Annotated in this window: 19 protein-coding genes; 14 read left to right on the top strand and 5 right to left on the bottom strand. The window is 67.3% G+C overall.

All coding sequences use genetic code 11. The annotated features are described in order from the left end of the window. Positions 1-7: 7 nt before the first annotated feature. The 3 genes from ACFOPO_RS15380 to ACFOPO_RS15370 are packed head-to-tail and all read left to right on the top strand — an operon-like array spanning position 8 to position 3,190. Positions 8-1,918, top strand: coding sequence for a polysaccharide biosynthesis protein (locus ACFOPO_RS15380; protein WP_386704304.1), 1,911 nt, complete (start codon positions 8-10; stop codon positions 1,916-1,918). After that, a complete protein-coding gene (gene galU, locus ACFOPO_RS15375; RefSeq protein ID WP_386704303.1) occupies positions 1,918-2,817 on the top strand; it encodes a UTP--glucose-1-phosphate uridylyltransferase GalU in 900 nt (299 codons plus the stop codon). The genes ACFOPO_RS15380 and galU overlap by 1 nt, the downstream gene beginning before the upstream one ends. Before the next feature lie 31 nt (positions 2,818-2,848). Next, complete coding sequence (locus ACFOPO_RS15370) at positions 2,849-3,190, top strand: tRNA-binding protein (protein ID WP_386704301.1); 342 nt, start codon at positions 2,849-2,851, stop codon at positions 3,188-3,190. Positions 3,191-3,262: 72 nt separating this feature from the next. Here ACFOPO_RS15370 and ACFOPO_RS15365 read toward each other — a convergent pair whose 3' ends face one another. The 3 genes from ACFOPO_RS15365 to ACFOPO_RS15355 are packed head-to-tail and all read right to left on the bottom strand — an operon-like array spanning position 3,263 to position 7,549. Beyond that, the gene (locus tag ACFOPO_RS15365) at positions 3,263-4,471 is read right to left on the bottom strand and encodes an acetyl-CoA C-acyltransferase (protein ID WP_386704300.1); all 1,209 of its coding nucleotides are present in this window, start codon (positions 4,469-4,471) and stop codon (positions 3,263-3,265) included. A gap of 26 nt (positions 4,472-4,497) precedes the next feature. Beyond that, positions 4,498-6,873: a 3-hydroxyacyl-CoA dehydrogenase/enoyl-CoA hydratase family protein gene (locus tag ACFOPO_RS15360; protein ID WP_386704298.1), complete on the bottom strand. Its 2,376-nt coding sequence runs from the start codon at positions 6,871-6,873 to the stop codon at positions 4,498-4,500. A gap of 43 nt (positions 6,874-6,916) precedes the next feature. Continuing rightward, positions 6,917-7,549, bottom strand: a complete 633-nt coding sequence (locus ACFOPO_RS15355) for a TetR/AcrR family transcriptional regulator (RefSeq protein WP_386704296.1) — start codon at positions 7,547-7,549, stop codon at positions 6,917-6,919. 269 nt (positions 7,550-7,818) lie between these two features. On the opposite strand from ACFOPO_RS15355, the gene ndk reads away from it, so the two are divergent. The 10 genes from ndk to moeB all read left to right on the top strand — a co-directional run bounded on the left by ndk (position 7,819) and on the right by moeB (position 17,675). After that, on the top strand, positions 7,819-8,244 hold the full coding sequence (ndk, locus tag ACFOPO_RS15350) for a nucleoside-diphosphate kinase (RefSeq protein ID WP_386704294.1): 426 nt from the start codon (positions 7,819-7,821) through the stop codon (positions 8,242-8,244). A gap of 19 nt (positions 8,245-8,263) precedes the next feature. After that, complete coding sequence (rlmN, locus tag ACFOPO_RS15345) at positions 8,264-9,511, top strand: 23S rRNA (adenine(2503)-C(2))-methyltransferase RlmN (RefSeq protein WP_386704292.1); 1,248 nt, start codon at positions 8,264-8,266, stop codon at positions 9,509-9,511. Further along, the gene (pilW, locus tag ACFOPO_RS15340; RefSeq protein WP_386704290.1) at positions 9,498-10,370 is read left to right on the top strand and encodes a type IV pilus biogenesis/stability protein PilW; all 873 of its coding nucleotides are present in this window, start codon (positions 9,498-9,500) and stop codon (positions 10,368-10,370) included. The genes rlmN and pilW overlap by 14 nt, the downstream gene beginning before the upstream one ends. Beyond that, a complete protein-coding gene (locus ACFOPO_RS15335) occupies positions 10,367-11,173 on the top strand; it encodes a RodZ domain-containing protein (protein WP_386704289.1) in 807 nt (268 codons plus the stop codon). The genes pilW and ACFOPO_RS15335 overlap by 4 nt, the downstream gene beginning before the upstream one ends. Before the next feature lie 109 nt (positions 11,174-11,282). Then, entirely contained in the window at positions 11,283-11,912 is a 630-nt protein-coding gene (locus tag ACFOPO_RS15330) for a YfgM family protein (RefSeq protein ID WP_386704287.1), read from the top strand. Further along, complete coding sequence (gene bamB, locus ACFOPO_RS15325; RefSeq protein ID WP_386704285.1) at positions 11,912-13,111, top strand: outer membrane protein assembly factor BamB; 1,200 nt, start codon at positions 11,912-11,914, stop codon at positions 13,109-13,111. The genes ACFOPO_RS15330 and bamB overlap by 1 nt, the downstream gene beginning before the upstream one ends. A 166-nt stretch (positions 13,112-13,277) precedes the next feature. Then, positions 13,278-14,678 (top strand): ribosome biogenesis GTPase Der, encoded by a 1,401-nt coding sequence (gene der / locus ACFOPO_RS15320; RefSeq protein WP_386704284.1) that lies wholly within the window; start codon positions 13,278-13,280, stop codon positions 14,676-14,678. A 39-nt stretch (positions 14,679-14,717) separates the two neighbouring features. Further along, on the top strand, positions 14,718-15,284 hold the full coding sequence (locus ACFOPO_RS15315) for a molybdenum cofactor guanylyltransferase (RefSeq protein WP_386704283.1): 567 nt from the start codon (positions 14,718-14,720) through the stop codon (positions 15,282-15,284). 27 nt (positions 15,285-15,311) lie between these two features. Beyond that, positions 15,312-16,532: a gephyrin-like molybdotransferase Glp gene (gene glp / locus ACFOPO_RS15310; protein WP_386704281.1), complete on the top strand. Its 1,221-nt coding sequence runs from the start codon at positions 15,312-15,314 to the stop codon at positions 16,530-16,532. A gap of 18 nt (positions 16,533-16,550) precedes the next feature. Next, the gene (moeB, locus tag ACFOPO_RS15305) at positions 16,551-17,675 is read left to right on the top strand and encodes a molybdopterin-synthase adenylyltransferase MoeB (protein WP_386704279.1); all 1,125 of its coding nucleotides are present in this window, start codon (positions 16,551-16,553) and stop codon (positions 17,673-17,675) included. 14 nt (positions 17,676-17,689) lie between these two features. Here the strand turns inward: moeB and ACFOPO_RS15300 are convergent, their stop codons facing one another. After that, positions 17,690-18,460 (bottom strand): alpha/beta hydrolase, encoded by a 771-nt coding sequence (locus tag ACFOPO_RS15300; RefSeq protein WP_386704278.1) that lies wholly within the window; start codon positions 18,458-18,460, stop codon positions 17,690-17,692. Between the two features lie 2 nt (positions 18,461-18,462). Further along, positions 18,463-18,774 carry a DUF1244 domain-containing protein gene (locus ACFOPO_RS15295; RefSeq protein ID WP_386704276.1) on the bottom strand — a complete coding sequence of 104 codons (312 nt, stop codon included), beginning with the start codon at positions 18,772-18,774 and terminating at the stop codon, positions 18,463-18,465. Between the two features lie 72 nt (positions 18,775-18,846). Here ACFOPO_RS15295 and folD point away from each other — a divergent pair, with 72 nt between their 5' ends. Then, positions 18,847-19,746 carry a bifunctional methylenetetrahydrofolate dehydrogenase/methenyltetrahydrofolate cyclohydrolase FolD gene (gene folD, locus ACFOPO_RS15290; RefSeq protein ID WP_386704275.1) on the top strand — a complete coding sequence of 300 codons (900 nt, stop codon included), beginning with the start codon at positions 18,847-18,849 and terminating at the stop codon, positions 19,744-19,746. Positions 19,747-19,754 lie beyond the last annotated feature (8 nt).

The following is a 19,754-nucleotide window of genomic DNA, read 5'->3' as shown; positions in this document are numbered from 1 at the left end:
GCATGGAATGAGCTCATGGCGTGATCGTTTGAAGAGCGGCCTGCCGCGATTGGCGGTGGTCGCCCACGATCTCGCAATGGTGTGGGTCGTCTGGCAGGCCCTGCATCGGTTGCGCTGGGGCATTGAAGCCAATGCGCCCGCCATCCCGCTCTGGTCGGCCGAGATCATGCTGGTGCTGGCGGCCCAGGGCCTGGTGTTCTGGCAGGTGGGCCTGTATCGCGGCCTGTGGCGGTTCGCCGGCGTCCCCGATCTGTGGAATATCCTGAAGGCATCGATCCTGGGTTTGTTCGCGATCGTCCTGGGGTTGTTCCTCTACAACCGCCTCGACAGCGTGCCGCGCACGGTGCTGGTGCTCTATCCGCTGGTGCTGATGGGCATGCTCGGCGCGCCCCGCCTGATGTACCGGGCCTGGAAGGACAGCCGCGTCGACGCGTTCGGCAGTAACTCGGTCCGCATCCTCATCCTCGGCGCCGGCCATGCCGGCGAGGCCCTCGTCCGCGACCTGCGTCGCTCGGGCACCTACCAGCCGGTGGGCTTCCTCGACGATGCCGCGCGCCTGCGCGGCAGCAAGGTCCAGGGCGTGCCGGTGCTGGGCCGTGTCCAGGACGTTGCAGAGATTGCCCGTGAGACCGCGGCCAAGCTGCTGGTCATCGCGATGCCGGCGGCCGATGCCAATGCGCTCCAGCGCGTGGTGGTGTCGTGCGAACGCACCGGACTGCCGTTCCGCATGGTGCCCAAGCTGCAGGACGTGCTGGAAGGCCGTTCGCTGCCTGGCGAGCTCAAGGAGGTCGCGATCGAGGACCTGCTGGGCCGCAAGCCGGTCATGCCCGACTGGAAGGCCATTCGCGCCTGGCTGGGGTCGCGCTCGGTGCTGGTCACCGGTGCCGGCGGCTCGATCGGTTCGGAACTGTGCCGGCAGTGCGCGCGCCACGGTGCCCGTCGCATCGCGCTGATCGAGATCGACGAACTCGCGCTGACCACGACCGAAGCTGCGCTGCGTCGCGATTTCCCTGATCTGGAATACATCGCCATCCTCGGCGATTGCGGCGACCCTGCCGTGATCGCGTACGCGTTGTCGCGTGCCGAACCCGATGCGGTGTTCCATGCCGCCGCCTACAAGCAGGTGCCGCTGCTCGAGTTGCAGTTGCGCGAAGCGGTGCGCAACAACGTGCTGTCGACCGAGACGGTGGCGCGCGCGTGCCGCGGCGCCGGGGTTGGCACGTTCGTGCTGATCTCCACCGACAAGGCGGTCGATCCGGTCAACGTGCTGGGCGCGACCAAGCGCCTGGCCGAAATGTCGTGCCAGGCGCTGGCCGACCAGCGTTCGACGCGATTTGTCACGGTGCGCTTCGGCAACGTGCTCGATTCGGCCGGCAGCGTGGTGCCGCTGTTCCGCGAACAGATCCGCGCCGGTGGACCGGTCACGGTCACCGATCCGGAAGTAACGCGATTCTTCATGACGATCCCCGAGGCGTGCCAGCTGATCCTGCAGGCGTCGGCGATCGGCACGCACGAGGCGATCTACACCCTCGACATGGGCGAGCCGGTGCCGATCCGGCTGCTGGCCGAGCAGATGATCCGCCTGGCAGGCAAGCATCCCGGCCGCGACATCGCGGTGGTCTATACCGGCCTGCGTCCCGGCGAAAAGCTGCATGAAACGCTGTTCCATGCGGACGAGCGCTATCGCCAGACCGCGCATCCGAAAATCCTGCAGGCGGAGCCGCGCGACGTTTCGCCCACGCACATCGAGAATGCAGTGTCGCAATTGCGCGAAGCCTCGATTCGTTATGATCTCGACGCGCTCAGCCACCTGTTGCGAAGTGCGGTTCCCGAGTTCCAGCCGGTAGGTGCACATCCGGATTACCAGGAATCGGCGACGGTGGTGGCGTTCCCCGCCCGTAATGCAAGGAAGATTTGATGTCGGTTCGGATTCGCAAGGCAGTGTTCCCGGTAGCCGGTCTCGGCACGCGCTTTCTCCCGGCGACCAAGACGGTTCCCAAGGAAATGCTGCCGATCATCGATCGCCCGCTGATCCAGTACGCCGTTGACGAGGCGGTGGAAGCCGGTTGCGACACGCTGGTGTTCGTCACCAACCGCTACAAGCACGCCGTTGCCGACTACTTCGACAAGGCCTACGAGCTGGAACAGAAGCTCGAACAGAGCGGCAAGCTCGAACAGCTGGAACTGATCCGCAACGTGCTGCCCAAGGGCGTGCGCGCGGTGTTCGTGACCCAGGCCGAGGCGCTGGGCCTGGGGCATGCCGTGCTTTGTGCCAAGCCAGTGATCGGCGACGAGCCGTTCGCGGTACTGCTGCCGGACGACCTGATCTGGAACCGGGGCCCTGGCGCGCTGTCGCAGATGGCCGATGCCGCGGAGGCAACTGGCGCGAGCATGATCGCCGTGCAGGACGTGCCGCGTGACCAGACCGGAAGCTACGGCATCGTCGCGACCGACTCGTTCCAGAACCGGCAGGGTCGCATCAATGCGATCGTCGAGAAGCCCCAGCCTGAAGTCGCGCCGAGCACGCTGGCCGTCGTCGGACGCTATGTACTCAATCCGCGCATCTTCAAGCTGCTGGAGACGACCACGCCGGGTGCCGGTGGCGAGATCCAGCTGACTGACGCGATCGCATCGCTGCTGCAGGAAGAGGCGGTCAACGCCTATCGCTTCAAGGGCACGCGCTTCGACTGCGGCACGCACATTGGCCTGGTCGAGGCGACGATCCGATACGCGCTCGATCACGAGAAGCTCAGCGACTCGGCGCGCCAGCTGATGCAGAACGCATTGGCCGAGCTGGGCGTCGAAGAGCTCGGCTGAACCTGCTGCGCGATAGGGGTCGGAGCCGCTCATGAGCGAGCAGGGCACCATTACCTGGGGTGACTTCGAGAAGGTGATGCTCTGCGCCGGCACGGTGCAGCGCGTCGAGCCGTTTCCGGAAGCGCGCAAGCCGGCATGGAAACTTTGGGTCGATTTCGGCCCGCACGGCGTCCGCAAGACCAGCGCGCAAATCAAGGACCTCTACAGCCCCGACGATCTCGTCGGGCGGCAGATTGTGGGCGTGATCAACTTTCCGCCAAAGCAGGTCGGCCCCTTTGTGTCGGAGTTCCTGCTGACCGGATTTCCCACGGAAGAAGGCGTCGTGGTCACCGCGATCGAGCGACCGGTTCCGAACGGGACGCGCCTGGCCTGACGCCAGCCAGCAGCCACGAATGAAAACGGGCAGCCCAAGGGCTGCCCGTTTCTTTTTGCAGGTAATCGCGACTCAGAGCGCTTCGAAGATACCCGCCGCGCCCATGCCGGTGCCGATGCACATGGTCACCATGCCGTACTTGAGCTGGCGACGACGCAGGCCGTGGACGATGGTCGCGGTGCGGATCGCACCGGTGGCGCCGAGCGGGTGGCCGAGTGCGATGGCGCCGCCGAGCGGGTTGACCTTGGACGGGTCCAGGCCGGAATCGCGGATCACCGCCAGCGCCTGCGCGGCGAAGGCTTCGTTGAGCTCGATCCAGTCCAGCTGGTCCTTGGTCAGCCCGGCCTGCTTGAGTGCCTTCGGGATCGCCGCGATCGGGCCGATGCCCATCACTTCCGGGCGCACGCCGGCGACCGAGAAGCTGACGAAGCGGGCGAGCGGGGTCAGGCCGTAGTCCTTGATGGCCTGCTCGGAAGCGAGCAGCACCGCGCCGGCACCGTCACTCATCTGCGAGCTGTTGCCGGCGGTAACGCTGCCGCCGAACTGGGCGTTGCGGAACACCGGGCGTAGCTTGCCCAGGCCTTCGATCGACGTGTCCGGACGCGGGCCCTCGTCGATCTCGACGATCGACTTCTTGACGCGAATGGCATTGCCGCCGAGATCGGGAATGCGCGAGATCACTTCATACGGGCTGATCTCCGACTTGAACTCGCCGGCCTGGATCGCCGCGATGGCCTTCTGGTGCGACGCCAGGGCGAACGCGTCCTGGTCCTCGCGCGAGACCTTCCATTCCTCGGCGACCTTCTCGGCGGTGATGCCCATGCCGTAGGCGATGGCCACGTTCTCGTCCTTGGCGAACACCTGCGGGCTCAGTGCGACCTTGTTGCCCATCATCGGCACCATGGACATCGACTCGGTGCCGCCGGCCAGCATCAGGTCGGAGTTGCCCAGGCGAATCTGGTCGGCCGCCATCGCCACGGCCTGCAGGCCGGACGAGCAGAAGCGGTTGATGGTCTGGGCGGCGATGGTGTTGGGCAGTCCGGCCAGCAGCGCGCCGATGCGCGCCACGTTCATGCCTTGCTCGCCCTCGGGCATGGCGCAGCCGATGATCGCGTCATCGATGCGGCCCAGGTCGATGCCCGGCGCCTGCGCGACGACGGAGCGCAGCACGTGGGCGAGCATTTCATCGGGACGGGTGTTGCGGAAAACGCCGCGCGGTGCCTTGCCGACCGGAGTGCGGGTGGCGGCAACGATGTAGGCGTCCTGGATTTGCTTGGTCATTTCGATATGTCCTGTGTCGTCGTCGCTTAGTTGCGCAGCGGCTTGCCGGTCTTGAGCATGTGCGCGATGCGCTCCTGCGTCTTGGGCATCTGCGCCAGTGCGACGAAATGTTCGCGTTCGAGCTTGAGCAGCCATTCCTCATCGACCAGTGCACCGCGGTCGACTTCGCCGCCGCACATGACGGTGGCGATGCGCGTGGCGATCTCGTAGTCGTGCGGCGAGATGAAGCGGCCTTCGAGCATGTTCACCAGCATCATCTTGAAGGTGGCGATGCCGACGTCGCCGGCCACCTGGATGCGGCGGGCGGGCAGGGGCGGGCGGTAGCCGGACTGGGCCAGGGCACGTGCCTGCTCGCGCGCCACGTGCAGCAGCTCGAAGGCGTTGAAGACGACGCTGTCGCTGTCGCGTGCGAGCTTGAGCTCACGCGCTTCGAAGGCCGAGGTCGAGACCTTGCCCATCGCCACGCTCTCGAACGCGGTCTTGAGCTGGGCGAACACGTCGCCGCCCGGACCCGCCGCTTCGGAAGCGCGCACGGCGAATTCCTTCAAGCCGCCACCGGCCGGCAGCAGGCCGACGCCGGCCTCGACCAGGCCGATGTAACTCTCCAGCGCGAACACGCTGCGCGCCGCATGCATCTGGAACTCGCAGCCGCCGCCCAATGCCAGGCCGCGCACGGCCGCAACCACCGGCACCAGCGAGTACTTGATGCGCTGGCTGGTGGCCTGGAAGTTGGCGACCATCGCCTCGAAACCCTTGACGTCGCCGGCCTGCAGCAGGCCCAGCGCACCGGCCAGGTCGGCACCGGCGGAGAAGGGTTCCTTCGGCTGCCAGATCACCAGGCCGGCGAAGTCACGCTCGGCGATGGCGACGGCTTCCTGCAGGCCGTTGAGCACGTGGTCGTTGACCGTGTGCATCTTGGTCTTGAAGCTGACCACGGCGATGTCGTCGCCCTCGTCGGCCCACATGCGGATGCCGTCGTTCTCGAAGACCGTGCGGCCCTGCGAGAATTTCTCGCCCAGCAGCGGATCCGGGAAGCGCTGGCGCGCATACACCGGGTTGGACGAACGCGGAACGTTGGCGTTGCGGGCCGGGCTGAAGCTGCCATCGGCCGAGTGCACGCCGGCGCGGCCGTCGAACACCCAGTTCGGCAGCGGCGCGCTGCTCATCGCCTTGCCTGCAACGATGTCCTCGGCGATCCAGTCGGCGACCTGCTTCCAGCCGGCGGCCTGCCAGGTCTCGAACGGACCGAGCGACCAGCCGTAGCCCCAGCGCATGGCGAAGTCGATGTCACGCGCGGTGTCGGCGATCGATTCGAGGTGGAATGCGCTGTAGTGGAAGGTGTCGCGGAAGATCGCCCACAGGAACTGCGCCTGCGGATGCGCGCTGGCGCGCAGCGCGGCGAACTTCTTCGCCGGGTCCTTTTCCTTCAGCAGGCCAGCCACTTCCGGATCGAGCTCGCCGGCCGAAGCGCGGTAGTCCTGCGCCTTCAGGTCCAGCACCAGGATGTCCTTGCCGCGCTTGGTGTAGACGCCGGCGCCGCTCTTCTGGCCCAGCGCGCCCTTTTCGATCAGCGCCGACAGCCACTTGGGTGCCTTGAAGTAGTTGTGCCACGGGTCTTCCGGCAGCGTGTCGGCCATGGTCTTGATGACGTGGGCCATCGTGTCCAGGCCGACCACGTCGGCGGTGCGGAACGTCGCCGACTTCGGCCGCCCGATCGCCGGGCCGGTCAGCGCGTCGACGGTGTCGAAGCCCAGGCCGAACTGTTCGGTGTGGTGCATGCCGGCCAGCATCGAGAACACGCCGATGCGGTTGCCGATGAAGTTCGGGGTGTCCTTGGCGATCACCACGCCCTTGCCCAGGGTGGTGGTCAGGAAGGTTTCCAGCGACTCGAGCACGTCGTCGTCGGTGGTCTTGGCCGGAATGAGTTCGGCCAGGTGCATGTAGCGCGGCGGGTTGAAGAAGTGCACGCCGCAGAAGCGATGGCGCAGCTGCTCGGGCAGCACTTCGGCCAGCTTGTTGATGCCCAGGCCCGAGGTGTTGCTGGCCAGCACGGTGTGCTCGGCCACGAACGGGGCGATCTTCTTGTACAGGTCCTGCTTCCAGTCCATCCGCTCGGCGATGGCCTCGATGATCAGGTCGCAGCCGCGCAGCTGCTCCAGGCCGGTCTCGTAGTTGGCGGCCGTGATGCGCTCGGCCAGGGTCTTGCTGGCGAGCGGGGCAGGGCTGAGCTTGCCGAGGTTGGCGATGGCCTTGGCGACGACGCCGTTGGGGTCGCCTTCCTTCGCGGGAAGATCGAACAGCACCGTGTCGACACCGGCATTGGTCAGGTGCGCAGCGATCTGCGCGCCCATCACACCGGCGCCGAGGACGGCCACGCGGCGTACAAGCAGCTTCTTAGGCATGTGTTGTAAATCCTTGTTGTTGCACAGATTTGACGCTTCGAAATTAACGCTTTGGCTCGACCTTGAAGCCGGCGGCCGCGAAATGGATCAGCTCGCGGGCCGCACGCTCACGGTGCGCCGCTTCGGTGACACCGGCGGGACGCTTGATCAGGCCGAAGTCCGCCATGGCATAGGTCAGGGCGCCGGCCAGGAAGTCCAGACGCCAATAGAGTTCTTCCTTGCTCAGTTCCGGCACGCAGGCGCCAATCGCCTTGCCGAAATCGCGCAGGACGTGGCCGTAATGGTCGGAGAGGAACTTGCGCAGGCGGTCGTTCTTTTCCGCATAGGCACGGGCCACGACACGGACGAAGGCGCCGCCGCCGTGGCGGTCCTGGGCCATCGCCAGGGCCGGCTGCACGAACGCGGCCAGGATGGGTTCCAGCTCGCCCGGATGCTGTTCCATGGCGGTTTTGAGCGCGCCCAGCCGCTGCGCGCTCATGTCGTCCATGCGTCGGCGGAAGACCTCGTTGACGAGGTTCTCCTTGCTGCCGAAGTGGTAGTTGACCGCGGCGATGTTGACGTCTGCCCGGCTGGTGACCTGGCGCAGGGAGGTCCCGGTGAAGCCGAACTGGGCGAACAGCTCTTCGGCGGCGCCGAGGATGCGGTCCTTGGTGGAGAAGTGGGCGGTGGCGGCCATGGCGGGTCCTGCTGCTGAAACGACGGGCTGGATCAAAAGGGTCTGATCAAAGCGACCTTAATCAAACGCTTGTTTGATGCTAGTCGCGGGCGGCTGAACCGTCAACGTCGACTTCTTGAAGGAGGGTCTGGCGAGAGGTGCAAATGGGGCCTCTAATCCGTTAGAATTACCGGAGCCTTGTGGGCTAAACCCGCGTTCCGACGCGGGTTTTTCTGTTATCCTCGGGCGCGAACCCACGGTTCGGCTGCCCGCCTACCCGGAGAAATTCCATGGCGCTGGAGCGCACCCTTTCGATCATCAAGCCCGACGCCGTCGCCAAGAACGTCATCGGTGAGATCTACACCCGCTTCGAGAAGGCAGGCCTCAAGGTCGTCGCCGCGAAGATGAAGCACCTGTCCAAGCAGGAAGCCGAAGGCTTCTACGCCGTGCACCGCGAGCGCCCGTTCTTCAACGCGCTGGTCGAGTTCATGATCTCCGGCCCGGTGATGATCCAGGCGCTCGAAGGCGAGGGCGCAGTGCTCAAGAACCGCGACCTGATGGGCGCCACCAACCCGAAGGACGCCGCGCCGGGCACGATCCGCGCCGACTTCGCCGACAGCATCGATGCCAACGCCGTGCACGGTTCGGACAGCCTGGAGAATGCCGCGATCGAGATCGCGTACTTCTTCCCGGCCACCAGCGTCTACGCACGCTGATAGCGACACCGAGAAGGCCATGACCACGCAACGCGACACCATCGAACTCCAACTCGCTGACGCAGGCACCGCGGCGGCGACGGAGTCGGCTGTCGCGACTGCGCCGGTCACGGCCGGCAAGCGCGCGGTCGAGAAGACGAACTTGTTCGATCTCGACCGCGTCTCGCTCGAGCGATTCTTCGAGGAATCGCTCGGCGAGAAGAAGTTCCGTGCGCACCAGGTGATGAAGTGGATCCATCACCGCTACGTCACCGACTTCAACGACATGACCGACCTGGGCAAGGTGCTGCGCGCCAAGCTCGAGCAGCACGCCGTCGTGCAGGTCCCGCAGGTCGTGTTCGACAAGGCGTCCACCGACGGCACCCACAAGTGGCTGCTGGGCATGGACCCGAAGAACGCCATCGAAACGGTGTTCATCCCCGACAAGGGCCGCGGCACGCTGTGCGTGTCGTCGCAGGTCGGCTGCGCGCTCAACTGCACGTTCTGCTCCACCGCGACCCAGGGCTTCAACCGCAACCTGTCGACCGCCGAGATCATCGGCCAGGTCTGGGTGGCGGCGCGCCACCTCGGCAATGTCCCGCACCAGCAGCGCAAGCTGACCAACGTGGTGATGATGGGCATGGGCGAGCCGCTGGCGAACTTTGAAAACGTGGTCCGCGCGATGAGCATCATGCGCGACGACCTCGGCTACGGCCTGGCCAACAAGCGCGTGACGCTGTCGACTGCCGGCATGGTGCCGATGATCGACCGCCTCGGCGAGGAGAGCGACGTCTCCCTTGCGGTCTCGCTGCACGCACCCAACGACGAGCTGCGCAACGAACTGGTGCCGCTCAACAAGAAGTACCCGATCGAGCAGCTGATGGAAGCCTGCGTGCGCTATGCGCTGCGCAAGCGCGGCAGCTCGGTCACGTTCGAGTACACCCTGATGAAGGGCGTCAACGACCAGCCGCAGCACGCGCGCCAGCTGGTGCGCCTGTTGCGCCAGTTCGACAACGCGGTGCAGATGAAGGATGCCGCGAAGGTCAACCTGATCCCGTTCAATCCGTTCCCGGGCACGCGCTTCGAGCGCCCCGACGAGGTCGCCATCCGCGCCTTCCAGAAACTGCTCAACGACGCCGGCATGATCGCGCCGGTGCGTCGCACCCGTGGCGACGACATCGATGCCGCCTGTGGCCAGCTCAAGGGCCAGGTCATGGATCGCACGCGTCGCCAGGCCGAATTCCGCAAGCAACTGCAGGCGCAGGGGCTGGGCGATGAAGCAGCCTGACGCCCTGCGCGAAGGCACGACCCACGGCGGCGATGGCCGCCGGACATTCCGTCTTTTCCCGCTGGCCGTCGTCGTCGTGGTGCTGCTTGCCACCAGCGCCTGCAGCAAGCTGACGTTCGTCCGCCAGGATTTCAGCCGTGGCGACTATGACCAGATCGCGCGCAAGGTTGACGTCAGCGACGACAAGCGCGACAAGGCGTCCAGCGCCCGCGTGCACCTGCAGCGCGCCCAGGAGAAACTGCTCACGGGCGATTACCCGGGCACCGAACGCGAGGCGCGCCAGGCCCTCAAGATCGATCCGAAGTCGGTAGACGCCTACACCCTGATGGGCGCTGCTGCCGAGCGTAGCGGCGCCACGGCGCAGGCCGGCGAGCACTACCGCCGCGCGGCCGAACTGGCACCCACCAGCGGTGGAGTCCTCAACAATTACGGCGTCTGGCTGTGCGGCCAGGGGCAGGCGGCGCAGTCGCTGGCCTGGTTCGACCGCGCGCTCGCCGACAGCAGCTATCACACTCCTGCGATGGCCCTGGCCAATGCCGGCAGCTGTGCGCTCAGGGCCGGCCAGGACGTGCGCGCCGCCACCAACCTGCGCGACGCGATTTCCCTGGATCCAGCCAACCCGGTGGCGCTGGGCGCCATGGCCGAGCTGGAATTCCGCCAGGGCAGGGCATTCGAGGCCAGGGCATTTTCCGAGCGCCGCCTCGCGGCTGCCCCGGCAGACCGCAATGCGTTGTTGCTTGCGTCACAAATCGAGCAAAAACTCGGCGACACGGCTGCCGCCGCGAGATACGTTCAGCGAATGAGGGCGGAGTTCCCTGAGACGCAGGGCTCCGGCATGGGGGATGACGGAAGGCGATGATGGGCTCTTCTAATGACACTGCGCCCGAGATGGGCGCCAGCTGCGGCGTGCGCCTGAAGCAGGCCCGCGAACAGGCGGGGCTGTCCCAGGAAGAAGTGGCCGCGAGCCTGAAGATTCCGCTGCGGGTGATCCGCCAGCTCGAATCGGGGGATCCGAGCCAGCTCGGCGCGCCGGTTTTCGTGCGCGGCCAGCTGCGCAGCTACGCGCGCCTGCTGGGCATCGACCTGGAAGACCAGCTGCGCCAGAACACGGTCGTGGCGGTCGCTCCGTCCGAACTGGTCAGCCATACCTATACGCCGCGCTATCGCCATGTGTTCGAGCAGGTGACGCGCCGGGCCATCTACATCGTCCTGACCGCGGCGATCGCGGTGCCGGTCTGGCTGGCGACGCGCTCGCCGCACCAGTCCACGGTGCAGTCCCTGGAAGTGCCGGTCACGCCGGCCTCGCAAGGCGAATCGCCTGCCACCGCGCCGGCGCCGACGGGCGTGCAGCGGACCCCGCTGATCGCATCGATGGCGCCCATGCCGTCGGCGGCACAGGCGGATCTGTCATTGACGTTCACCGGCGACAGCTGGGTCCAGGTGATCGGCAACAACGGCACCACCCTCGAGCAGGGTCTGCTCGGTGCCGGGCAGCAGCGCAGTTACGGTGCGGGCGAGGTTTCCCGCGTAGTGCTGGGCAATTCCACCGCCGTGGAAGTACGGCAGTCGGGCAAGACGGTCGATCTGACGCCGTTCAGCCGCGCGAACGTGGCGCGCTTTACGCTATCCTCTGACGGTTCCCTGACGCCGGTCGCAGACTGACCCGCGCGCGGGTCATCCCTCGTCACCGGTCCATGCGGGCCGGTGTTCCTCATTGGGTTCCCGCCGAAGGGCGGGGGCGACACAGCAGCTTTGGAATGGCAGCTCCCGAATGGCAATAGACGACCTTCTCGACGAACACGAACAAAGCGAGCGCGTCCTGCAATGGCTGCGCAACAACGGAGCCGGCCTGATCGGCGGCATCGTGCTCGGCCTGGCGGCCATCGGTGGCTGGAAGTGGTGGGAACATCGCGGCGAGCAGGCCCAGATGGACCTGTCCAACCAATACCAGGCTGCCCTCGACGCCATCCAGGCGAAGGACAAGTCGGCCGAGGCGAAGGTCAAGGCGCTGGCTGACGGCACCTACCACGACCTGGCCGCGCTGGAACTGGCCCGCTCGCAGGTCGGCGCCAACCAGAACGATGCCGCCATCGCCACGCTGCGCGCGATCAAGAGCAACGACCCGGCCATTACCGACGTCGTCAACCAGCGCCTGGCGCGGTTGCTGATCGAAGCCAAGCAGGCCGATGCCGCCCTCAAGCTCGTCGCCCAGGGCACCACGGCAACGGCCATGGAAGTGCGTGGCGATGCGCATTTCGCGCTCGGCCAGCTCGACCAGGCACGCACCTCGTACTCGCAGGCACTGGCGAAGCTTGATGTCGCCTCGCCGCAACGCCGCCTGATCGAACTCAAACTCAACCAGGTCGGCGGCGCGCCGGCCACGCCCGAGGCCAAGTCCTGATGAAGCACCGCTCGATGCTGCTGCGTACCTCCCTCGTGCTGCTGTGCGCGGCATCGCTCGCGGGCTGCTCGACGATCAAGGGCTGGTTCGGCGGCGACAAGAAAAAGGACGATGGCAAGCCCAACGAGCCCACCGAACTGACCGACATCACCCCGTCGGTGACCGTCTCCAAGCTGTGGTCGGCCAACGCCGGCAAGGGCGAGGGACGCATGGGCGTGCGCCAGGGTCCGGTCGTGGCCGATGGTCGCGTCTACGCCGCTGCGATCGAAGGTGGCGTGCATGCATTCGACCTGCAGACCGGCAAGTCGGTCTGGGAATACCGCGCGGACAAGAAGTCCGAGCTGGGCGTCTCCGGTGGCCCGGGCGTCGGCGAAGGCCTGGTGGTCGTCGGCGGCCTCAACGGTGAAGTGATCGCGCTCGACGCGGCGACCGGCGAGAAGAAGTGGGAGGCCAAGGTCCCCAACGAAGTCATCGCTGCGCCTGCTGTCGGCATGGGCTCGGTGTTCGTGCGCTCCAACGACGGCCGCATCACCGCGTTCGATGCCGCCAACGGCGAACGCCGCTGGTTCTGGGCGCAGGAAGTGCCGATGCTGTCGGTCCGCGGCAACGATGCCCCGGCACTCGGCCCGGGCTACGTCTTCGTCGGCAACGACGATGGCTCGGTGTCGGCGCTGTCGGCGACCGACGGGCGTCCGTTGTGGGAGCAGGCGGTGGGTCAGGCTGAAGGCCGCACCGAGCTCGACCGCATGGCCGACGTCGACGGTACGCCGGTGCTGGAAGGCACCACGCTGTACGCGACCAGCTTCAAGAAGCAGACCCTCGCCATCGACGCGCCCAGCGGCCGTCCGATGTGGCAAAGCGAGCACGGCGGCGCCGGACGCATCGGCATGGGCGGCGACCGCCTGGTCGTGACCGATGCCAGCAGCGTCGTGTTCGGCCTCGACAAGTCCGGTGGCAGCGCCCTGTGGCAGCAGCCGGGCCTGGCGCGCCGCAACGTGACCGGCGCGGCGGTGCAGGGCGATTACGCCGTGGTCGCCGACTTCGACGGCTACGTCCACTGGCTCAAGCTCGACAACGGCGAGTTCGCAGCCCGCGAACGCGTCGGCGGCAAGGCCGTCCGGGCCGCACCGGTGGTGGCCGACGGCATCGCCATCATCCAGAACGTGTCGGGCGAGCTGACGGCGTTCCGCCTCCAGTAAAGTCCGCCTGCGGCAAGGCTGACCCGCCTGCTTGATCACGGATCGGCCCAGTGCCTTGTGGCGCTGGGCCGTTTCCCTTTTTGCGACCGGGCAGTCATCATGCGCTGCGGCCCCCAGCCCTCGCAGCGGCTCACTGGCCCCTCCACCCCCCATTCGGCTGTCTCCCATGCTTCCGCTAGTTGCCCTCGTTGGCCGCCCCAACGTCGGAAAATCGACCCTCTTCAACGCGCTCACGCGCAGTCGCGACGCCCTCGTCCATGACGAGCCGGGCGTGACCCGCGATCGCCACTACGGCGTCTGCCGGCCGGAAGGCAAGCAGTCGTTCGCCGTGGTCGACACCGGCGGCATCGCCGGCGAAGACGAAGGGCTGGCCGGCGCGACCGCGCGCCAGGCCCGGTCCGCGGCCGAGGAAGCCGACCTGGTGTTGTTCATCGTCGACGGCCGCGAAGGCGCCTCGGCCCTGGACGACGAGATCCTGGCCTGGCTGCGCAAGAGTGCGCGGCCGACCACGCTGGTGATCAACAAGATCGACGGCATTGACGCCCAGGCGGCGCGCAACGATTTCGCCCGCTATGGCTTCAGCGACGTCATCACCGTGTCCTCGGCGCACCGCCAGGGCATCGACGAGCTGATCGACCACAGCCTGCAGCGCCTGCCGGAAGAGGGTGCGGCCACCGAACTGGATTCGGACCCGTCGCGCATCCGCATTGCTTTCATCGGCCGCCCGAACGTGGGCAAGTCGACGCTGGTCAATCGCCTGCTCGGCGAGGAGCGGATGATCGCCTCCGAGGTGCCGGGCACCACCCGCGATTCGGTCGCCATCGACATGGAGCGCGACGGTCGCCTGTACCGCCTGATTGACACCGCGGGCCTGCGTCGCAAGTCGCGCGTCGACGAAGCGGTGGAGAAGTTCTCGATCATCAAGACCCTGCAGGCGATCGAGCAGTGCCAGGTAGCGGTGATCATGCTCGACGCCGGCGAAGGCGTGACCGACCAGGACGCCAGCGTGCTCGGCTACGCGCTCGATGCCGGCCGCGCGCTCGTCGTGGCGGTGAACAAGTGGGACAACCAGACCGACTACCAGCGCCAGCAGGCAGAGCAGTTGCTCGCCCGCAAGCTGGGATTCGTCGACTGGGCCGAAGCGGTGCGCATCAGCGCCAAGCACGGCTCGGGCCTGCGCGAGCTGTTCAAGGCGATCCACCGCGCGCATGCGTCGGCGACGCACGAATTCAGCACCAGCGAAGTCAACAAGGCGCTGGAAGTGGCGTACGAGACCAACCCGCCGCCGGTGGTGCGCGGCCACGTCCCGAAGCTGCGCTACGCCCATCCGGCGGCCAACAATCCGCCGACGTTCGTAGTGCACGGCACGCGCCTGCGCACGCTCAGTGATTCCTACAAGCGCTATCTGGAAAACTTCTTCCGCAAGCGCTTCAAGCTGGTCGGCACGCCCGTGCGTTTCGTGTTCAAGGAAGGCACGAACCCATACGAAGGCAAGAAGAACGTGCTCACCGAGCGCCAGGTCGTCAAGAAGCGCCGCATGATCCGGCACGTGAAGCGCGGGAAGTAAAACCGCGGGCCGATGGCGACCCCGCTGCCAGCATCCCGGGTGACACTCGGCATCCTTGCCGGTGGACGCGCCTCGCGACTGGGCGGTACTGACAAGGCCTGGCTCGAGCGCGACGGCATCGCCCAGGTGGTCCGCTGGCAACGGCGTTTTGCCGGCGAGACAAGCACCGTACTGGTCAGCGCCAATCGCGATGCCGGACGCTATGCCGACGTGGGACTGCGTGCCGTCGCCGATCGGGCGGCCGGCGACCTGGGTCCGCTGGCCGGCATCGACGCGCTGGCCGCCGCCTGCACCACGCCGTGGCTCCTGACGATTCCCGTCGACCTGGTCGGCGTCAACGAGTGCCTGCTGCCGACGCTGGCGTCCGCGGCAGGCGGCACCGGCGCGTACGCCGTGGACGATGACGGCCCGCAGCCGCTGGTTGCCCTGTGGTGGCTGGCGACGCTGCAACCGGCCGCCGCGGCTGCGCTGGCGCGTGGCGACGTGGCGGTGCACGCGCTGCAGGCGGCCCTTGGCATGGCGGCAGTGCGACTGGAGGGCGTACGCTTCGGCAATCTCAACACGCCCGATGACCTGGCTGCGGCCGGCATCGCACGCCCCACATGATCACTCCCCCATGATCACGCCGCCGAAATGACATCGCCCCCAACTGGATTGCGGTTCGACGACGCGCTGGCGATCGTCCGCGACGTGGCGGTCTCGCATCGCCTCGAGACCGAAACGCTGGCCCTGTCGCGCACGCACGGGCGAATCCTTGCTGCCGACGTGCACGCGCCGCTGTCGTTGCCGCCCTTCGACAACAGTGCGATGGACGGATTCGCCCTGCGCCACGCCGATCTGCAAGACGGCGAAACGACGTTGCAGCTGGCAGGCGAACAGTTTGCCGGGCGCGCATTGGGGCTGGCGGTCGCGCCTGGCCAGTGCTTGCGCATCACCACGGGCGCTCCGATGCCGGCGGGTGCCGACACGGTGGTCATCAAGGAAAACAGCCGGGTCGACGGCGATCTGGTGACGTTTGTCGCAGGCGCAGTGCCACCGGGATCGAACGTGCGCCGCGCAGGCGAGGACGTGGCTGCCGGCGAACTGGTGCTGCGCGCCGGTTCGCTGCTGACGCCTGCACGCGTGTCGCTGGCGGCCTCGATGGGGCTGGCGTCATTGCCGATCGTGCGGCGACCGACGGTGGCGGTGTTCAGCAGTGGCGACGAACTGGTCGAGCCGGGCATGGCATTGGCGCCGGGCGAGATCTACGACAGCAACCGTGAACTGCTGATGGGGTTGCTGCGTGCGGACGGCCTGGAACCGACGGCCTGGCCGCGCTTGCCCGACGACCCGAAGCGCGTCGAGATCGCCCTGCGCGATGCCGCCTGTGCCTTCGACATCGTGATTACCTGCGGCGCCGTCTCGGCCGGCGAGAAGGACCACATCCCGGCGGTGCTGGCGCAGTTCGGCCAGACCCACTTCTGGAAAGTGAAGATGAAACCGGGCATGCCGCTGTTGTTCGGCAGCCTCGACCAGGCGCGCGTGCTCGGCCTGCCGGGAAATCCGGTGTCGGTGTTCGCTACGTACCTGTCGTTCGGCCGTGCCCTGGTCGATGGACTGCAGGGCCGCAGCGAAGCGCGCCTGGCAGAGCGGGCGCAGCTGGTTGCTCCTGTCGACAAGGAACACGCGCGTCGTGAGTTCATCCGCGCCCGGGTGTTCTGCGATGACCATGGCGTGCTGCGTGCCGACCCGAACCCGGCGACCGGTTCGCACCGGCTGCGCGCGGTCGCCGACTCCAATGCGCTGATCGTCATTCCCGACGGCCCGCAGAGGCTGGCCGCAGGCGAAGTGGTCGAGGTGCTGCGGTATGCGTAGTGGAGCGATAATCACCGCATGAAGATCGAAGAAATTTCCCCGGCCGAGGCATTGCGCCGCCAGCGGTCCGGCGCGGTGCTGATCGACGTGCGCGAATCGCACGAGCGCGCCACGGGCTTCGCCGAAGGTGCCCGCGGGATCGCCAAGGCCGAACTGGAGGCGCAGCCGCGGGTCGAGCTTCCCGATCTCGACGCGGAAGTGATGCTGATCTGCCAATCCGGCCGTCGCTCGCTGCAGGCCGCGCAAGTGCTGCACGACGCGGGCTATGCACGCGTTGCATCGGTCGAAGGCGGCACCACCCGCTGGATCGCCGAAGGCCTGCCGCTGACGCGTCCGGAGGTTGATGTCGACTTTTACGACCGCTATTCCCGGCACCTGCGCCTGCCGGAAGTGGGCGAGGCAGGGCAGCGTCGACTGCAGGCCGCGCGTGTCGCCATGGTCGGTGCGGGCGGGCTGGGATCGCCCGCGGCCTACTACCTGGCCGCGGCCGGCGTCGGCACGCTGGTGCTGGCCGACGACGACGTGGTCGATCGCAGCAACCTGCAGCGGCAGATCCTGCATACCGAAGACCGCATCGGCGTGGCCAAGGTTGAGTCGGCCCGAATCGCGCTGTCGGCGCTCAATCCGACGGTCAGTATCGAGGCCTTCCCGGAACGCATCACGGCAAGCAATGTCGAGCGGCTGATCGCCGCTGCCGACGTCGTCATCGACGGCGCCGACAACTTCCCGGTGCGCTACCTTCTCAACGATGCCTGCGTGAAGCTGGGCAAGCCGCTGGTGTACGGCGCGGTGCATCGCTTCGAGGGCCAGGTCAGCGTGTTCGATGCCGGGCGCCATCGTGGCCAGGCGCCTTGCTATCGCTGCCTGTTCCCCGAGCCGCCGCCGCCCGAAGCCGCACCCAACTGCTCCGAGGCCGGCGTGCTGGGCGTGCTGCCCGGCGTGATCGGCATGCTGCAGGCGACCGAGGCGGTCAAGCTGATCCTGGGCATCGGCGATCCGCTGGCCGGGCGCCTGCTCAATTTCGATGCGCTGGCGATGAAGTTCCGCGAGACGCGGCTGTCGGCCGATCCCGAGTGCCCGGTATGCGCGGCCGGGCGTGAATTTCCCGGCTATATCGACTACGTGCAGTTCTGCGCGGCGTAGTCACGCTCGCAGCGCTACAGCATGAACTGATGCAGCGCCTGCTCGAAGCCCGGATCGCTGCCGATCGTGTTGTGGTTGGCCTCGGGCAGGTCGACCACCTGCGGCGGTCGCCCCAAGGTTGCGATCAGGCGATTGGTGCTGGCGGCCGGAATGACCTGGTCACGCCCGGCGCGAATCACCATCACCGCGCCCTGGTAGCCGTGCAGGTAGCTGGCTGAATCGAAGCGGTCCTTGACGATCCAGCGCACCGGGAAGATCCGGTAATGCGATTGCGCGACTGCTGCCAGGCTGTCGAACGGCGCGACCAGCACCAGCCGTGCCACCGGCCGCTGCGAGGCGACGTAGCTGGCCACGCCGCTGCCCAGGCTGGAGCCGATCACCGAAACCGCTTCACCGGGATGGCGCGCCTGCACTTCGTCGAACACCGCCAGTGCATCGGCAAACAGTGCCGATTCGCTGGGCGCGCCATCGTTGGCGCCATAGCCGCGATACGCGATGAGGTAGACGCTGCGGCCCGGCAGCACGCGACCGAGCTGCTCGCGCCGGTTTTCGACGCGCTCGGCGTTGCCGCCGAAGTAGATCACTGGCTCGTGGCGATCGGGATTGACGACCCAGCCGCGCAGGCGCACGCCGTCTCGTTCGATGGCGAAATTGGTCTGCGTCGCATCGATGCGCGTTTCCTGCGGCAGGTAGATCAGTTCTCGTTGCTTGGCGAACAGCCACGCGCAGATGCCGGCGTAGCCAATCAGGGGCAGGGCGGCCCAGCCGAGCAGTTGTTTGCGCATGCTCAACCCTTGTGGTTGCGTTGCGCCGCTTCGAAGGCGGCCAGCTGTTCGGGGGTGGCGTCTTTCTGGTGCTCGGCCTTCCACTGCGCAAAGGGCATGCCGTAGATCGCCTCGCGGGCCTCGTCCTTGGTCATGGTGATGCCGCGGTGCTCGGCGGCTTCGCGGTACCAGTCGGACAGGCAGTTGCGGCAGAAGCCGGCGTTGATCATCAGGTCGATGTTCTGCACGTCGGTGCGCTCGACCATGAGGTGCTGGAGCAGGCGGCGGAAGGCGGCTGCCTCGATCTGGGTGGTTTCGAAGTCGGTGTCGGTCATGGGGCCTCCCTTCGGCGAACACGTCGCCGAATAAGCGATAATGCGCGGCCTCGACTGTAACGCAGCGACCGCATGACCGCCTCCACGCCCAGCGCACGCATCCTCGACGGCAAGCGCATTGCCGACGACCTGCTCGACAACCTCAAGGCCCGGGTCGACGCGCGGGTCGCGGCCGGCAAGTCGCGCCCCGGCCTGGCGGTGGTGCTGGTCGGCAACGATCCGGCGTCCAGTGTCTATGTCCGCAACAAACGTCGCGCCGCGGAAAAAGTGGGCATCCGCGCCATCGACTATGACCTGCCGGCCGACACCGGCAACGACGAGCTGCTGGCCCTGATCGACCGCCTCAACGCCGACCCCGAGGTCCACGGCATCCTGGTCCAGCTGCCGCTGCCCGATCGCCGCGATGCCACCGGCCTGATCCACCGCATCGACCCGCGCAAGGACGTCGATGGCTTCCACCCCGAGAACGTCGGCCACCTGGCCCTGCGCCAGTTCGGCCTGCGCCCGTGCACGCCGCGCGGCATCACCACGCTGCTGGCCTACACCGACCGGGCCGTGCGCGGGCAGAGCGCGACGATCGTGGGCGTGTCCAACCATGTCGGCCGGCCGATGGCGCTGGAGCTGCTGATTGCCGGCTGCACGGTCACCAGTTGCCACAAGTTCACCCCGCCGGAGGTCCTGGAGGCTTCGATCCGCAACGCCGACATCCTGGTTGTCGCGGTCGGTCGCCCGGGCCTGATTCCGGGCGAATGGGTGAAGCCGGGCGCGGTGGTGATCGACGTCGGCATCAACCGCCTCGACGACGGCCGCCTGGTCGGCGACGTCGGTTTCGCCGCCGCGGCTGAACGCGCCAGCTGGATCACCCCGGTCCCCGGCGGCGTCGGCCCGATGACCGTGGCCACGCTGATGCAGAACACGCTGGAGGCCGCGGAGGCGGCCGATTCGGGACGGGGCTGGTCGCCGGTGTCCTGAGCATGGTG

The organism is Lysobacter sp. GCM10012299 (assembly GCF_042649405.1).
GTDB lineage: Bacteria > Pseudomonadota > Gammaproteobacteria > Xanthomonadales > Xanthomonadaceae > Lysobacter_J.
Note: the sequence above shows the minus strand (reverse complement) of the source record. Positions and strands in the feature narration are given on the sequence as shown.

Excerpts from the sequence above, each read along its gene's own strand:
- ACFOPO_RS15380 (WP_386704304.1), top strand. The coding sequence starts at position 8 with ATGAGCTCATGGCGTGATCGTTTGAAGAGCGGCCTGCCGCGATTGGCG.
- galU (WP_386704303.1), top strand. The coding sequence starts at position 1,918 with ATGTCGGTTCGGATTCGCAAGGCAGTGTTCCCGGTAGCCGGTCTCGGC.
- ACFOPO_RS15370 (WP_386704301.1), top strand. The coding sequence starts at position 2,849 with ATGAGCGAGCAGGGCACCATTACCTGGGGTGACTTCGAGAAGGTGATG.
- ACFOPO_RS15365 (WP_386704300.1), bottom strand. The coding sequence starts at position 4,471 with ATGACCAAGCAAATCCAGGACGCCTACATCGTTGCCGCCACCCGCACT.
- ACFOPO_RS15360 (WP_386704298.1), bottom strand. The coding sequence starts at position 6,873 with ATGCCTAAGAAGCTGCTTGTACGCCGCGTGGCCGTCCTCGGCGCCGGT.
- ACFOPO_RS15355 (WP_386704296.1), bottom strand. The coding sequence starts at position 7,549 with ATGGCCGCCACCGCCCACTTCTCCACCAAGGACCGCATCCTCGGCGCC.
- ndk (WP_386704294.1), top strand. The coding sequence starts at position 7,819 with ATGGCGCTGGAGCGCACCCTTTCGATCATCAAGCCCGACGCCGTCGCC.
- rlmN (WP_386704292.1), top strand. The coding sequence starts at position 8,264 with ATGACCACGCAACGCGACACCATCGAACTCCAACTCGCTGACGCAGGC.
- pilW (WP_386704290.1), top strand. The coding sequence starts at position 9,498 with ATGAAGCAGCCTGACGCCCTGCGCGAAGGCACGACCCACGGCGGCGAT.
- ACFOPO_RS15335 (WP_386704289.1), top strand. The coding sequence starts at position 10,367 with ATGATGGGCTCTTCTAATGACACTGCGCCCGAGATGGGCGCCAGCTGC.
- ACFOPO_RS15330 (WP_386704287.1), top strand. The coding sequence starts at position 11,283 with ATGGCAATAGACGACCTTCTCGACGAACACGAACAAAGCGAGCGCGTC.
- bamB (WP_386704285.1), top strand. The coding sequence starts at position 11,912 with ATGAAGCACCGCTCGATGCTGCTGCGTACCTCCCTCGTGCTGCTGTGC.
- der (WP_386704284.1), top strand. The coding sequence starts at position 13,278 with ATGCTTCCGCTAGTTGCCCTCGTTGGCCGCCCCAACGTCGGAAAATCG.
- glp (WP_386704281.1), top strand. The coding sequence starts at position 15,312 with ATGACATCGCCCCCAACTGGATTGCGGTTCGACGACGCGCTGGCGATC.
- moeB (WP_386704279.1), top strand. The coding sequence starts at position 16,551 with ATGAAGATCGAAGAAATTTCCCCGGCCGAGGCATTGCGCCGCCAGCGG.
- ACFOPO_RS15300 (WP_386704278.1), bottom strand. The coding sequence starts at position 18,460 with ATGCGCAAACAACTGCTCGGCTGGGCCGCCCTGCCCCTGATTGGCTAC.
- ACFOPO_RS15295 (WP_386704276.1), bottom strand. The coding sequence starts at position 18,774 with ATGACCGACACCGACTTCGAAACCACCCAGATCGAGGCAGCCGCCTTC.
- folD (WP_386704275.1), top strand. The coding sequence starts at position 18,847 with ATGACCGCCTCCACGCCCAGCGCACGCATCCTCGACGGCAAGCGCATT.